This window comes from Mucilaginibacter rubeus (assembly GCF_003286415.2).
In the GTDB taxonomy this organism is placed as follows: Bacteria; Bacteroidota; Bacteroidia; order Sphingobacteriales; family Sphingobacteriaceae; genus Mucilaginibacter; species Mucilaginibacter rubeus_A.
Genome location: NZ_CP043450.1, coordinates 2,696,961 through 2,712,913, shown reverse-complemented (window position 1 = coordinate 2,712,913; position 15,953 = coordinate 2,696,961). Strand labels below are relative to the sequence as shown.

14 protein-coding genes are annotated in these 15,953 nt (G+C 35.7%); all 14 read right to left on the bottom strand.

Annotated elements, in window-relative coordinates:
* Window positions 1-270: 270 nt before the first annotated feature.
* Window positions 271-1,185, bottom strand: a complete 915-nt coding sequence (locus DEO27_RS11010) for a glycosyltransferase (protein WP_112566432.1) — start codon at window positions 1,183-1,185, stop codon at window positions 271-273.
* Window positions 1,186-1,388: 203 nt separating this feature from the next.
* Window positions 1,389-2,423, bottom strand: a complete 1,035-nt coding sequence (locus tag DEO27_RS11005) for a glycosyltransferase (protein ID WP_112566435.1) — start codon at window positions 2,421-2,423, stop codon at window positions 1,389-1,391.
* Between the two features lie 15 nt (window positions 2,424-2,438).
* Window positions 2,439-3,326 (bottom strand): O-antigen ligase family protein, encoded by an 888-nt coding sequence (locus DEO27_RS11000; protein ID WP_190295381.1) that lies wholly within the window; start codon window positions 3,324-3,326, stop codon window positions 2,439-2,441.
* 289 nt (window positions 3,327-3,615) lie between these two features.
* Complete coding sequence (locus tag DEO27_RS10995; RefSeq protein ID WP_112566440.1) at window positions 3,616-4,395, bottom strand: glycosyltransferase family 2 protein; 780 nt, start codon at window positions 4,393-4,395, stop codon at window positions 3,616-3,618.
* Between the two features lie 69 nt (window positions 4,396-4,464).
* A complete protein-coding gene (locus DEO27_RS10990) occupies window positions 4,465-5,631 on the bottom strand; it encodes a glycosyltransferase (protein WP_190295380.1) in 1,167 nt (388 codons plus the stop codon).
* A 13-nt stretch (window positions 5,632-5,644) separates the two neighbouring features.
* Window positions 5,645-6,568 (bottom strand): NAD-dependent epimerase/dehydratase family protein, encoded by a 924-nt coding sequence (locus tag DEO27_RS10985; protein ID WP_190295379.1) that lies wholly within the window; start codon window positions 6,566-6,568, stop codon window positions 5,645-5,647.
* A gap of 1 nt (window position 6,569) precedes the next feature.
* Window positions 6,570-7,196, bottom strand: coding sequence for an acyltransferase (locus DEO27_RS31930; RefSeq protein WP_112566448.1), 627 nt, complete (start codon window positions 7,194-7,196; stop codon window positions 6,570-6,572).
* 23 nt (window positions 7,197-7,219) lie between these two features.
* Window positions 7,220-8,134 carry a nucleotide-diphospho-sugar transferase gene (locus DEO27_RS10975; protein ID WP_112566451.1) on the bottom strand — a complete coding sequence of 305 codons (915 nt, stop codon included), beginning with the start codon at window positions 8,132-8,134 and terminating at the stop codon, window positions 7,220-7,222.
* A gap of 24 nt (window positions 8,135-8,158) precedes the next feature.
* Window positions 8,159-9,004 carry a glycosyltransferase family 8 protein gene (locus tag DEO27_RS10970; protein WP_190295378.1) on the bottom strand — a complete coding sequence of 282 codons (846 nt, stop codon included), beginning with the start codon at window positions 9,002-9,004 and terminating at the stop codon, window positions 8,159-8,161.
* Window positions 9,005-9,026: 22 nt separating this feature from the next.
* Window positions 9,027-9,581: an acyltransferase gene (locus DEO27_RS10965; protein ID WP_112566457.1), complete on the bottom strand. Its 555-nt coding sequence runs from the start codon at window positions 9,579-9,581 to the stop codon at window positions 9,027-9,029.
* A gap of 51 nt (window positions 9,582-9,632) precedes the next feature.
* Window positions 9,633-10,583, bottom strand: a complete 951-nt coding sequence (locus tag DEO27_RS10960; protein WP_112566460.1) for a glycosyltransferase family 2 protein — start codon at window positions 10,581-10,583, stop codon at window positions 9,633-9,635.
* A 34-nt stretch (window positions 10,584-10,617) separates the two neighbouring features.
* The gene (locus DEO27_RS10955; protein ID WP_112566463.1) at window positions 10,618-12,132 is read right to left on the bottom strand and encodes an oligosaccharide flippase family protein; all 1,515 of its coding nucleotides are present in this window, start codon (window positions 12,130-12,132) and stop codon (window positions 10,618-10,620) included.
* Window positions 12,133-12,281: 149 nt separating this feature from the next.
* Window positions 12,282-13,361, bottom strand: coding sequence for a lipopolysaccharide biosynthesis protein (locus DEO27_RS10950; protein ID WP_112566466.1), 1,080 nt, complete (start codon window positions 13,359-13,361; stop codon window positions 12,282-12,284).
* 15 nt (window positions 13,362-13,376) lie between these two features.
* Complete coding sequence (locus DEO27_RS10945; RefSeq protein WP_112566469.1) at window positions 13,377-15,857, bottom strand: SLBB domain-containing protein; 2,481 nt, start codon at window positions 15,855-15,857, stop codon at window positions 13,377-13,379.
* Between the last annotated feature and the right edge of the window lie 96 nt (window positions 15,858-15,953).

The following is a 15,953-nucleotide window of genomic DNA, read 5'->3' as shown; positions in this document are numbered from 1 at the left end:
TTACTAAAACAATTTTATTTTAAATAAAATCAACATTTGTTAAACTTAATTACGGGGCAATTGCTTGAAACGCTACAATTAAAAACTAAATATTTGCTATTTTATTTTGTGTTTATTTTATCAATGTGGGCAAATAGTTCATTATTAACCTTTTTTGTTTGAGATAGAGTAGGATTTGAAATGATTTCTTTATAATTAAATAACAATTTTAAAACATGATACCGTGAAAAATGCAGTAATGACTGATAAATTTAAGGCAGTTACTTTTATTTATTTCCAGTAAAATGAATGCATGGAGAAGCGTTTTAAAATCTGTTTTGGCAATTTTTTATAGAATTTACCGCTTTTATACCCCAGCCATTTTGCCCCCAAAGAGAAGACAGAATTTAGGATGATGCTCTTTTTATGTTTTAAAACATATTTTAATTCAGATCTCATGAATTTGAAGCCTTCGCCCGTGGGCTTGCCAAAATCACGGATCAGCCACTTATTTTGTTCGTGAAAAACCCGTGTATCAAAGTACCTCCTAAATTCTTGCACAAGGGTATAAGTATGAGAGTGGTAAACAATTGCATCTGCAACATAGGCTTTTTTGTATCCGGCTGTTAACATCCTGGCGGCAACAATCGCATCCTCTCCCATAATTGAATCTGTTGGGAAACCTCCAATTGCTAAAAGAGCGTTCCGCCTGTATGCGGCAAAAGAATTAGAACAAAAAAACACTTTAAAGCCCATTTGGCTTATATCTTCAGACGACCTGATATGTGATATGGCCGGGTAGTTATATAAACGTGCATGGCTTTCCAACGTTTGAGCATTTTTATGAGGAAGTTGCCTGCCATATGCCATGCCTACCTGAGGATCATCAAAAGCACTCACAATATTTGATATACTGTCGGGCGAGGCTAATATTGCATCCTGTGTTAAGAAAATGCAGATGTCGGCATCTTCGGAGAGCTCAACAAGTTGCTGGCGGGTTTTACCATGATTAAATTCAGATTTATTAATTTCCTTTACTTTAAATCCGTATTGATTTGAAAGATTAATTGTATTGTCTTTTGATCCAGAGTCTATTATTATTTTATTTGATAGATTGTATGTTTGACTTTTTATACTCTCAAGTGCCTCAAGCCAAGGTGAGCCGGCGTTTAATGTTGGAATTAATAGGGCAACTTTATAGTTCATGGAGTTTATTGTTGAGGGGGTTAGAAATTGAGAACAACTGTATCGTCAATAATATGTGAGTAAAAAGATAGTTGTTAATAGAATTAAAATGATTTAAGCCATAATCTTGTGGCTATTTTCCTTAGGAGTAATTAATTTAATATATTGATTTTGGATAACCTGAATGATATAAGAAGCTTTGAAGTAGGCATGTACACCATAATTTATCTATTATAGAGTTTTATATAGTTTGCAGCCATGATTTGCGCTGTATAACACTTTGAATATTTTGAGTAAATTTTTTTCGCCAGTACTTCTTTATTCCTGTCCGTTTCAACGAGAGTAGCTAACAATGAATTGATGTTTCCGAGTTGATAAGTCATAACTTCATCACTGTCAAATAGCTCTCGAAATACAGGTAAATCTGAGCATACAACAGGTATTTTTTGCGAGGCAGCCTCAATAACACATAAACCAAAGCCTTCCGACATTGAAGTCATGCCATACAAGTCGAAATATTTAAAATAATCGATAGCATTTGGCTTGTAGCCCAAAAATAGACACCTATCGTTTACGTTTAACTTTTTTGCCAGATCCATTAACTCGAGCCTTTTGTCTCCATCCCCAATTAAAAGCAAGCCAAACTTCCTTTCTTCGTCAATTGCTAAGGCCTGGATAAGCTGATCGATGCCTTTTCCATAAACCAATCTTGAAGACACCCCAATTATTTTATACTGCTGCTTTAGCTTATTAAGGGCATCTACTTCTTCGTTAAAAACAAGCGCAGATGGATTGGGGCTTGTACCATTATGTACAAAACTAATAGCGCTTTTGGGAAGTGCACGTTTATAGGTATCTGCCATCAATTTGGATAAAGTAACAATACAATTTGCCTTCTTGATAAATTGAAACCATACTTTTTCGGTAGCAATACCTATGAATTGATTATAGCGGAACGAGTATACAGGTCTAATTTCCTGATGTAAAGTAGCGATGCGCTTTTTTATCGTTTTTCTATTAAAGAAACTATAAAAATCGCCTAAAAAACCATGTGAATGAACAACATCGTAGCTCGAAAAGTCGGTTTTTGTAAATAGGTCCACTTTATGGATGGGGGCCTTAAAATCTAATTTAGCCACAGATTCTTTCAGATAATAAATAGTTACATCGTGTTCGCCAACTATGTTGTTTATAATGTCTTTTGCAACGATAAACGGCCCGGATGGCTCGCAAGTGCTTAATATAAATGCAATTCTCATGATTAACAGTTTTCCTTATAAACTCATGCTATATGTGCATTTGTTATAATTAAAGGATTTTAATTGACCTATAATAAAAATCAAAATAAGGTATACAATAATGTCGTTATCGTAGCCAGGGAATAAGACCATCATAGTGGCAAGTAAAGGGATAAATGCAGTAACCCAATAGGCCCTGTTATTGAAAAGGCTTTTACCATACCTAAAGAGGGTAATCAAAAATAAAACATAAAACGACAGCCCTAATATTCCAAAATCAAGATAGTTGTTCAGGAAGGTATTGTGAATATTGGGTTCGCCCATATAAATTAGGGCATACTTATCCAAAAATTTATCAGAAGACAAAAAGCCTTCGCCCCAGATAGATATTTTATCAAAGTTTACAAAAAAAGCGGCCCAATAAATCAATCTCAAACCCATACCATCGCTACTACTGGTAAGGGTATCTATTCGTAAAACACTGTTTAAAACGAAAGGGGTGATTAAAGCGATTAGTACAAAAAAAGAAAGTTTTATATATCTCCCCGGCATTTTCCAAATAATGTAAGCAACCCCTGAAATCAGCGCAAAAATTGGAGTTCTGGACATGGAAATATAAGCGAGGATAATAACTAACAAAATCCTTGAAAGGGAAATTCGGTTAAAACGAGCGGCCCCAATTAAAATATAAGGAAAACCTATTGTTACTATCCTTGCTCCAAATAAATTTTTATTATCCAGTCCCCAAAAATATAAAGTGTTATTATAGATATCGGTTCCTTCACCAGAGCTTTTTACGCCAGCTAAATATTGGAAATTGCTTTGCTTATGGTAAAGCATTAATTGAATAAATACCAGAAAAAATGTAAAATGAAGTACATTATCTACATACCTTATCAACTTGTCTGTTTCTTTATTGTACAACCAGTTAATACTGGATATTAGAAAAATAAAGTTGACAAATATTTTGTAAAAGTTTGTCAACCGGAGCTCGTCATAATTACCCGACACAACAAAAGATATTATCGCATATGTACTATATAAAACCAGATAAACTACCCAACCCTTTTTTATGATCATTTTCCGTTCAAAAAAGAACGAAAACGAAGCAAATAAAAATACTAAAGGGTAGATTTTAACGGGAAAAAATATTGATAGCAAACAAAAGCAAAAAAGTCCATCGTTGAAATCTTCTAATTTGATTTTCATTTCGTTATTTCTTCAAAGCAATATTAATCCCAACAGACCGGAAAGCCCTGCGGATCAAAAATTTACTATATTCTTTTAGAATATCAAGACCTGCGACTATTTTATTGAGTTTTCCAGTTCGGGTAATTGCCTTATAAGTTTCTAAGTATACCCTATAACTGTCACTGATTCCGCCCACTTCCATCCTGACGGTTACTTTATCCATAAATCCAGCTTTCATTTCGTCGCGTCCCCTCAATAGCAATTCATAGTCACCCACTATTCCATACTCCGTGTTATATTTACCATATTTAGCAAAAAGCGATTTTGAGTGAAAAGAGCCGGGGTGAGCTATGTTATTTCGCTTTCTTGATGACCTCCAATCCCATGCCCACCCCAATGTTCGTATTACTTTATTTTTACTATTTGTAATATGTATTCTGGATGAAACAAAATCGTATGTGTTATCATTGTTATTCAAATACTCAACGTAATTTTCGATGGCATCCTCGTATAAAGCATCGTCGGCACCTATAAAGAGAATCCAATCTCCTTTAGACAAATCGATACCTTTATTCCACGCATCATATACCCCGGTATCCGGCTCTGATATCCACTTTGTTGTTTCGCTGCCGTATTTTTTTAAAATATCAACAGTGCCATCTTTTGAGGCGCCGTCAACAATTACGTGCTCAACGTTTTTATAAGTCTGACTTAGTACGCTGTTAATACATCTTTCTATAATGTCAAGAGAATTATACGTTGCTGTAATGACCGTTATTAAAGGTTTCTTTTCCGATTGCATGTTCTGTCTCCAATATTATTTAGATGGTAGGCTTTTAACCGCCGCCACCTTTATCATATTTCCTTAATGTTAACGTTCGTTATACAACTCTGTGATAATTTGATGATACTTTTGAGCAAATAACTTTGTTCTTGTGGCCAGGTTATTCTGCACCTCTCCGTCAGTTAAGAAATTATTTGAAACTTTATTTTCTACTTGGCTTAATACATTTTCTATTATATCTGCAAGGGCAGATTCATTCCGCGGATCAAAATAGATACCGGTTTCCGGATCCTGTTCCCTGTGAATTGGAATATCAGATACGAGTATTTTTTTTCCGATGCTTTTTGCCTCTTCCACTGTTGAACTCCAACCTTCAAATAAAGAAGGGTTGATCAAAGCGGTACATGTTTTCATTAAAACTAATACTTCGGCATAGGGTATTAACCCCAGTAGTAAGATGTTTTTCGAAAGATCATTTACTTCGATAAAATCGCGTATCATTTTAATATTGCCATCGTTGCCACGATAGTCTACCATGTGCCCCGTTGTTACCAGTAAAGGATTAAGACCGCGATTTTTAAGTAGGTTGATGGCTTTAAAAACCACCATATGATTTTTATGGCTCCAAAATTGATTGGGCAGATATAGAAAATCGCCTTCAATTTGGTATTTGGATTGAATACGTTTTTGAGTCGCTATAAATTCGGCTTCTGATAAAGAACTTGGTTGAGAAACAAATTGCATAACCTTAACCTTACTTATATCTTCCGACGCAAATTTGATATAATCCTTAAGCGAGTCATTGCTGCTCAGAATTATTCGATCACTGTATTTCACAACTTTTTTATTCAAGTTGATCATCCAGTTTCTTTCACTCGCAGACCATAGATCGGGAAAGTGATAAAGCTGGAAGTCAGGTATCCAACTTACAATTTTAAGCTTACCAAACCTACTGAAGAAATTAGAATGCGATACAATTTCTATTTTATACTTCTTCAATAGATTTATTAGGAGCAAGTTTTTTTTAAAAAGTTTGTCAGATACTTTATCAATATACCAGGGCATCGACTTTCGCTTTAATACGTTGGTTTTAATAACTTGAGCGTAGGGGAGGAACGCATCAATTATATCCTGGTCAAGGTCTGATGGGACAAAAAACGTATAATGAATATAAACAGGAGCTTCACTATGACTCGCGTAAAGTAAATTTTTGAGGTAATTTATTCCCCCTTTATACTCCTTTGAAAAATACATGATAATCCCAACCCTAATCATTCTGCAACTTTTTAAAATAATTTACATACCGTGAAATGCCTTCTTTTACATCAACACCCGGTAACCATCCAAGGTTTAATGCCTTTGAAATATCAGCGTGATAAAACCGGGGATCTCCAGTTTTTATACTTTGATTAAAATTGATAACTATCTGTTTATTATAGGCTTTTACCAACATATTTATGGTATCTGCAACGGTAGTTCTGATACCCGAACCGCCATTTATGATACTTGTTTTTCTGTTTTCATGAGTAGCTATCGCTAATATCAAGGCAGATGCATCTGTAACATATAACCAATCGCGAGTTTCCTCTCCCGTGCCAAAAAATGTTACTTCGCCGGTGGAATTTTTTACTTTCATGCATGCGTCCCATAGCAATTGTTTTTGCAATCCTACTCCGTAAATAGAAAAATACCGGATTATCGAAACCTTCAAATCAAAGTTTTTACTATAGGAGAAGCATAATTCTTCTGCAGCTTTTTTGTGAAAGCCATATGGTGAAACAGGGTCTGACGGGTCATCTTCTTTTATCTTTTTATCGCCAACATCACCTTGTACTGCAGGGCTCGATGGGTAAATAAAATGACATGGCTTACCTTGCAGCCTTATATATTCCAGCAACGCTAAAGTACTCTGAACGCTTTTTTGGAAATCTTCGAACGGGTTTTGATAGGAGAAGGCCACGGATCCACTGCCGCCGCAGTGAACTATCACATCAAAAGCCCGGTTGATATTCATCAAAGCTTCAAATGTTATGGTTGATTCAAACCAATCATCAATGCCCCATTCACTATATTCGTACTTATGCCATTTGCCGTGTCCTATACCACTTACGTGGTAGCCGGCATCTTTAAAAGCTTTTGCGGTATATCTGCCTAAAAAACCGTAAGCACCGGTTATTAAAACTTTTTTCATTTTAAGATTTTCGTAAATCAATTGGGATTTCTTTGATGACTTTAGCTGGATTTCCGCCAACAATTGTCCACGGAGGGACATCTTTTGTAACTACGCTCCCTGCCCCTACGATTGCGCCTTCGCCGATAGTCACCCCTTTTAAGATAATACAGTTCATACCGATCCAGGCATTAGAGGAAATCTTTATTGGCTTGGTATTTACAACCGACCAGTTTTTATTTTCTATAAAGTTGCGCCCTGCCCTGTAATCTTCTAATTGTGTTTTTATGTCGTTTTCACGCTCCCGATAATCAACAGCGTGTGAATCGTGATCGTAAAAGTATGATCCCCATGCAACAAATACATCATCTCCGAACGATACGGAAGAGCGGCAAATGATTTTAGAGCATCCAATATAACATCTATTACCTATTGAAACGTTGCCATCCGAGCTTTCGAATATTACATCACAATCTAACATGCAGTCATCTCCTACAATAAGATACTTTTTTTCAGACTGCGGATAACTTAATATAAGGTTAAAGTTTCCTAAGAAATGAGAATTACCCGCATCGATAAATCGTTTAAGGGCCCCGATCTTTTTATTCTTTTTGACCTGTTTTAAATAATCGACTATTTTAAAAAACATAATAGAAAAGCTATAGACAGGAATTAATTTTTTAAAAGTTTTGATATCTTGCTTTTAACCCTGGATATGACTGATGCGGGTTTATAGCAATTTTCAAATAAAAAATTATCCGCTTGCTCATCTACCATAATATTTGCAGGATGCTTGATGTAGCCTAATGCATTAGTGCCTAAGGTTAATCTGTCATACCAAAGTGGTTTGTTCATTGTATGCGTGCCGGCGTTACCAAAACCGATATTATCGATCAAATTAACATTGGGCACTATGCTAATACCGTTGTATAACCATGTATTGTAATGCCATTGATAATCCCAGGTATCAATGTTTTTTGCCTTTGTTAAGGTTTTTGCCCAAAAAGCTTGCTGGTTTTTATCGTTGAATATTTTACTTAGAAAGTTCTTTTTAAGCATTTTATCTAAATCTTTCATATGATAATCGTAGCTTTTCCAGGCCTTTGACCAAGTTGCCCATCCCCATATGCCGCCGTAATTTGAAAAGTAATATGAACTATGGCCTCTTTTATGCCCGCCCTGCAGGTTGGTGCCGCTGATGGCCCAAACATGGTCATCGTTTTTATAATATTCCAGATTTTCTTCGCAAAATGAAAAGAAATCGGGATGAGGTAAACAATCATCTTCTAAAATGATGCCATATTCAACCTGTTCAAAAAACCAGCTAATGCCACTTGATACGGCAAGGCCACAACCCATGTTGTGTTCTCTGAACAACGTTTTTACCTCACAATCCCAATCTATTCCATTCAAAATATATTCTTTTACTGCGTTAATCTTTGAAACATCCTGGTCATTGTTGGCTCTCGGACCGTCGGATGCTATAAACAGGTATTTAGGTTTTTGTTCTTTTATGCGCTCAAATACCCTGATAGTAGTATCCAACCTTGTAAAAGTTAGTAAGAGTATGGGGATTTTAAATGCCATTATTAATTATATAAATACCAATAACTATTGAGGTTTATAAAAGAACACTATTCGTTTAATCAAGTTTTTTAAAGAGAAGTCTTTATATCGGTAATCTTTAAAAGGTGATAATCTTAAATAATGCCAATATTCTTTTTTATATGGATGATTATTTAAGTACAACCACGGCTTTGATGTTCCTGCAAAGTGAACCACTACTGGCTTCTCTTTTAGGCGTTTAGTAAGATGTTTTTCATTAAATGTTGGCGACAATGGTTTCCATTTGTTGTAGAAAAATATATTTAAAACATCCTGATCCCACCATAAAAGTCTCTCCATATATTCTTTGGCAGTAGCAATTAACCCTACAGATACTTTATCTGATTGCCACTTTTCAAGGTTAATGTACATTACACCTGCATTGAAATATCTTTTTGCAGGAATTCCAAGCCTGTTCATCCGATGCAGGCTTTCGATATCAACAAGATCTTCTACAGCGGAAAGGTAGTTTTCTTCCAGATCAAATTCAACCAATGTTCTGAGCGATCCTAATACTAAAAGATCTGAGTCAAGGAATAAAGCAGTTTTGATATTCTTCGGCATTATTTCAGCAATCATCAATCTGAAATACGTAGCCTTTGATACATGATGTGTTAAAGTATAATTATTAAATAAAGAGCTTTCAAGTGACAATAAACTGATCAGAAGGTTGTACTTAGCTTTAAAAAATGCTTGTATTTCGTTTATCAGGGTTAAATCTTCTAAATCATGAATAACAAATATATTTAAATTCAAATCGGGATTGTTTTCACAAACTGAGATCAGAGCTACCGTAAAGTGCTGTATGTAAGCCTGATCTATAGTGAATATAATATTTAATGTCTTTTTCAAAAAAATGCGATTATCGTTGTTCTTAAAACGTATTAATTTCTACCGATGCCAAGGCTTTAACGATACTGTTTGAAGGAATTGATTTGTAAATTAAGCAGTTGGCTCCAATTATTACATTGTCGCCAATAGTTACCCCTTTTAAAATAGTAACGTTACTCCCTATCCAGCAATCTTTACCAATATTTATGGCACCCAGTGTATACTCACTTGGGTGTGTTTTTACTATAGGGCTTTTTTCATAGGCATGGTTATGATCATACATTTTCACCGACTCCCCGATAATTGTGTTGTCACCTATTGTAATCTGATCCAAACAGTTTATAGAGCAGTAGTTATTAAAAAAGATGTTATTCCCTATCGTAAGCTTTGCCTTACTGAAAACTAAAACCGAACAGAATTCCTTAAAAATTACGTTGTTGCCAATATTTATGTTAACATCGGGATAGGCCACGTTGATGTTCACGTTTTTACCCATAATAAGGGTAGGCGCGATATTGATAGAATCGCTTTTGGGGAAAAGCCGGTAAGCTTTTGTTGAAAGCAATTTGCGCAGCGTGTTTTTTATATAACGATACATAGGCTTAATAACCAAATTGAATATTGTCGATGATTTTGTTCACAAAATTCTTTATTTTAATTGCAGGCTTTCCAATCTACCAATGATTGCTACTGGGATATGGGCCAATCTGCCAAATGATTTTATAAGAAATTTAATTGTTTTAAACGTTATTGATGGTAATATTTCATCAGTTTCTTTAATTGCAAAATAAGCGTCGTCAAATCTACGCAACTTGATTAGGTTGTTAATTAATGGGAAAAATATTTTCTTCAATGCGTTAGATAGATCTCCCGAATTAATTAGCCTGGGTTCGTAATTTTTTGTAAGCACAGCTAATTGGGCTAAGAGCATGTTTACACTATTTTTAGAAACATTGGTTTCATGTCTTCGGTAATAAAAGAGTTTTTGCGATAGTCCGTAGAAATCAGCTCCAACTCTGGCTATTCTTAACCAATAATCCCAATCCTCACAACCCGAAAAAACTCGTTCTTCATTTTGAGGGCCTATAGTGTCTACCAAAGATCGTTTAACAATTACCGACAAAACAGGAATGTAGTTTTGCTGGTATTGCATTTGATACATAACATCATGAGATAGTAACCTACCTGTAACTGTTGGATATGGCATTAAGTTATTGAATTGCTCATGATCATTGAAAATAAAGCCATCTGAATAAATAACCCCAGCTGTAGGATGTTCCTTACTTGCCTGGATCTGCAGACTTAATTTTTCTGGTTCCCAAAGGTCATCAGAATCTAAAAAGGCAATCCAGGCACCTTTTGAGTTTTTTATTCCGTTGTTCCGGGCAGCTGCCATTTTTTGGTTAACCTGATTGATCAGTTTGATCCTTGAATCTTTTTTACTGTATCTTTCTACTATCTCTTTGGTGTTATCAGTCGATCCGTCATTGATAATTATTAGTTCCCAATCAGCGTAGCTTTGCTTTAATACCGATAATATCGAAGCTTCTATATATTTTCCTGCGTTATATGCAGGCATTAAAATTGAAATCAGTTCCATCGTAATTAATTATCAAACATCCGTTCAATGGTTGTCATTTAGCAAAAATCTTTTTCATTAAATCCCTAAACAAGGATTTGTTTATTAACACCACCGGTATCAGAAATAAGATTGATATTAATAGTGTGTATAAAATTAAAAGCAGCCAGCTGTTTATAACGTAGAATTTTTGTTTAAACAGATAATACAAAAGACCATCAAAAGCAGAGCAGAGCAATATCGGTTTCAATAAAGTTTTTAAATAGGACAGGGCAGTGCCACCTAAATACTTAACCGAAAGGTATGGGATATACCAAAATGAAGTTAATATCCCCCCTACAATAGTCCCAATTATTACGCCGTTCAGTCCATATTCTTTAACCAGAAAAATGGAAAGGCTAAGATTTATCGCGGCTTCAATTAAAGCCATGACAGAAATACTTCTTGCAACCCCAACGCCGTTTAAGCACACCGAAGTAACGTGTATGAAAGTAAGTTGTATCAGGTATAAATACGCTACCGAAGCCGTAAATGACATACCTGCATAATATTCATTGCCCACCCATAATTTTATAAAAGGAAAAGAAGTCAATATCAAAATCCAAAAAATTGTGGTTGTAAAAGATAGGGTCAATTGCATAATCCTATCATGGGTATTTTTCAAAGCCCCCCCCGAATTTTTTTGCTTTGATAGCTCAACTAATGCGGGAAAAGAGTTGTCGGAAATCTTCCATATTACTTGCGAAGAAAGTTCTGGCAGTTTGGTGGTAAATGAATATACTGATACCGCTGTCAATGACACAAATGTGCCTATAATTATCCTGTCTGTTTGAAATATCACCTGTACAGCAATGCCCACCAGAAATAGTGAAAATCCATAAGAAAACATGTCCTTAACTAAGGCAAGGTCAAATTGCCGGATATTAATACGGATATATGGATAGTGTTTTCTTAACTGGTAAATATTCAAAATAGAGCTTAAAAGAAACACAATAACCTGGCTATAAACAAAGCTCCACAGGTCATATCCTAAACAAACAAAAATTACAGTTAATACTGTGTTTGCAAAATTCAATATGAATGATAAGGTATTGAATAAAGTTTGTCGCTGGTGTGCAAAAAAAATAGCGGTAAGAGCTCTCAATATTAATTGAAATCCTAACAAAATAGATAAAACTGAAACAATCTGGTGAACAGTATTGGTGTATTTAGCAGGTGCATTAAATAGTTTCGCGGCAAAAGGCGCAAATATATTCCCGCTTAGCATAATAATTAAAGCAATTATGCCGTAAACAATTACTGCAGTTGATATGATTTTTTTTATTATTTCCCTATTTTCATCTGAGTCTTCTCTTGTGCCCGCCAGGTATCTTTCAACTCCTGCAATCAGTCCAAAGTCAAACATTCCTAAATAGGCGGTGATTTGAAATATAATTATTGATAAGCCATAAACCTCCGAACTTAAATGGCTGATTATAACAGGTACAGAAAAAATACTAACAAGTACAGATATAATGGTATAAAACTGCGATGACAATGCCCCGAAAAAAGCCGATTTAGTTCTGCTCATATGTATTGTTTGGTAAAGCTTAGTAAGAGGCTTATACTTAAATCTGAATTTATGGGTCCAGATGCGATATTTATTTTTTGTTTAGGTTTTAAATTAAATCCGCGCTTAAAGCAGGATCAAGAATTAATAAAAAAACAGTAATAAGTAACTTAATTCAATATGTTATGATAAAGCTTTTTGGATATCAAAAATACGGTTGTTAAAATGGCGCCAATAAAAAAGCCTATCATAAAACCCTTTTTCTTTCCAAGGAATACTTTATCAAGAGGAAAGGCCGGTTTGTCTATCACTTGTATAAGTGGAGTCTCCTGCCTTAAAGTGATTTTTCCTAATTCCAGGTTTTTTACCATTTCACTGTATATCCCTGTATTAGCCTGCACATCAATTTGTTTTTTTTGTGAGGGTACCTTAAGCGTTAACAGTGATGGGTTAGCATTGGGGGCCGCGTCTAACGCTGAAGCTACCGCGCCAATTGAACTGTTAAGGACTGCCCTGACACTATCAACTTGTTTTTGTAAAACGAAAACATTGTGTGCAGTTTTCTTTGTTTTTGTTTTTACATAAAATTCGTTGACTGTTTCAACCAATTTGTTGTTGAACTCCATAGCAAAAGCTTCATCTTCAAATTTTGTATCAACTTCAATGATATTCAGCTTTTTGTCGGGTTTGCTTACAATTAATGAGTGTTTATTGATGTCAAATACTATATTTTTAATGATACTATCCTGTTGCCTGCTAAAATGATCCGGATCTCCGCTGAAGCTTAGGTTTTTCAACTTATCATCTTTTTGCATGGATTTTCTCAAATCCTTAAAGTCGATATACCTGTCAATCATGAGCTGGTCTTTACCGTTAAAATTAGCTTTAGCCAATAAAGTTTTCTCAATCATTAAACGTGACTGATAAAGGGCAAATATGTTATCTCCTTCAAATATGCCTTCGCTACTGCTACCGCCTAAATTTATTCCTGCCAATGAAGCCAGTCCGGCGTATTGCCCCATAACGCCACCTTTTGAGTCTTCTAAAACAAAATTACAGGTTGCTATATATTGAACTTTTTTAAAAAAAGCATAACATACACCAATTATTCCGCCGAAGAATCCTATGGCAACTATAATTTTCCAATTTCGAATAAGGTACTTAATGCCAAGTTGTATTTTGGTAATTAGTTCTTTTATTGAAATCTCATTTTTAGAATTAGGATTTGCGTTTGATGAATCTTGAATCATATCTTGCACAATAATCTATTTATTCAAACTTAAAATCCCCAAAATAATAGCTCCTAACGAAGCAAGCCCCGTTGTAAATCCTAAAATAGTTTGAGCTGTATTTCCCTTACTTTCTGATTTTTTAGGAACGTATATCTCACTACCCGGCTTAACCGAAGGATGGTTGTTGAAGAACAGGAATTTACGTGTACCTTTTACGGTTCCGTTTGGATAAACCACATAAGCGCCGCGTCTTAAGGCATCGGGCCCGTAGCCACCTGCATTTGAAACAAAATCATTAAATGATTTTGACTTATCGAATACGACAGCACTTGGATAAAGTACCTGTCCGTTAACACGTACAACCTGCTGTTGCTTAGGCACCCTAATAACATCACCATTTTCCAAAAGCAAATCAGTTTTTGAGCCCGGAGATTTTAGGATTTTATCCAGTTCTATACCTACATAGTTATTTCTTAATTGTGTGGTATCGATAGATGTATTGGTGGAGTCTTTATATGATTTTTTAAGCCTATTAATCCGTGCTGAGCGTTCGGCATTGATAGATGCGGTATCCGTTTTATTTTTATCGATACCTAATATTGCAAAATTGTCGCGTTTTAATGAACCGCCGGCTGCATCGGCCGAAGCGGTAAGACCGCCTGCCCTGGCAATCAGATCAGAAATTTTTTCGTTTTTGCTTTTGATAGTATATGAACCAGGGTATAAAACTTCGCCTTCAACCTTTACCGTTTTTTGTTTTTCATATCCGGGCAAACTGTATACTGAAACGATATCAAAAGGAGTGAGGACGAAATTTACATCGGCTGGTTTGAGATTACCATCAATATTTACGCTGAATACTTGCGATACCGAACTGTTTTTTGATGAAGGATCAGCGTCCATAACCCTCCGGGCCACTTCAATACGGTTCGTACTTGCTCCTTCTGCAAACCCACCTGCTTTTAAAATCAGGTCTTCTACCTTCATGTTTTCCGAAAAGGCAAATTTCCCCGGCTTCCTTACGTTGCCATTAATTGTAACAGTATACCTATCCCTTAAGTCAAATATGGATGAAATATTAACTATGTCTTCACGCTGTAGCGCAATATTTGTGGTTTTGTTTATAACATCCTTTACATTAAAGCCTATTATCTCGGTACTGTTGTCCGGTTTTAAACGGGTAATTGTACCGCGTTCGGTAAAGGCATCTTCTTTTAAGCCGGCCGCTTTTTCAATCAATTGCAATAAGTTTAAACCGGTTTGCAACTCGTAATCACCTGGCCTGAATACAGCCCCTCTTATTACTACACGGTTCTCAAATCTATATATAATAGGTTCAATAGTATATTTATCGCCTCGTAAAGGGATGTAGTTTTTGTAATCGGCTTCCAACACATCTGTTATTTTGCGTTGCTGATCGCTTACCTGGGATACTTTGATCCTTGCAGTGTAGGCGCTATCGGTAAAGCCGCCTGCATAAGTGATAACGTTGTCGAGGCTTTCTCCCGGTAAAACTTCAAATAGAGCCGGAATTTTAACTTCACCAACAAGCTGTACCCTGGTGCGGTATGTTGGCACACGTACAATATCCTGATCCTGCAGGGTAATATTATTTTTCTGATCGCCTTTTACTAAAAAGTCGTAAACATCTAAATGCCGGATAATGCGGTTATTTCTGATAATTTCTATCTGCCTTAAACTTCCATTTTCATTAGGGCCACCTGCTGTATATAAAGCATTAAAAACAGTAGCCAGTGAGGGTAGGGTATAAGTACCTGGTTTTGCTACCTGACCAATAATGATAACCTGGATACTGCGGATATTACCAAGTGTAACCTGTACGCTTGTTCCGCGGCCAATGGCGTAGTTGTTTGCGGCAAGCTTACTTTTTATCAAGGCAGTAGCTTGTTCAATGGTTTTACTGCCCACATTCAAAATACCAACCCCAGGAATGTTTATATTCCCTTCTGGTGACACATCAAGCTTCCAGTTTACTAATGAGCTGCCGTAAACATTTATATTAAGCTGATCGTTAGGCCCAACGATATAATTTAGCGGTGTAGCCAATTTAAGATTAGGTTCAAACGAACTGTTTTTGTTTTTGAAAATATCTGCCCCGAAAATTTTAGGTTTTAAACTTTCAAACAAATCTTTATTGTTAAAAACAGTATCAGCATCAGGTTTATAGTTAAGCTGCCGCCCCTGTTGATTAAGTGTTGAATCAGATTTGGTATTGGACGATTCGTCGCTTTTAGTTCTTAATTTCTTTATTCGGATCTCTAATTTTTGAACCTGGGTTGCCGACATTCCTCGGCTTTGGGCCTGTTGTAGTAACTCAGCATCAGTTAAACCGGCTTTTTGAGCCTGCTGCAGTAGTTGAATTATCTGCTGGTCTGATAGGTCATCAATGTTGATAGAAGAAATGTTTTGTAAACTGGTTTGGGCTGTGATATTAGTAACCGCTCCGAAGCTAAGCAAAGCAATTAATAATATGAAAAAACGAAATCTGTTCATACGTAAAGGTTATCAGAGTATAAAAATAACACTCCAATAAGTGATATTATTTTCTGCAAAAGTAAACAATTTCCCATTTTAAGGGCAGAGGGTGAT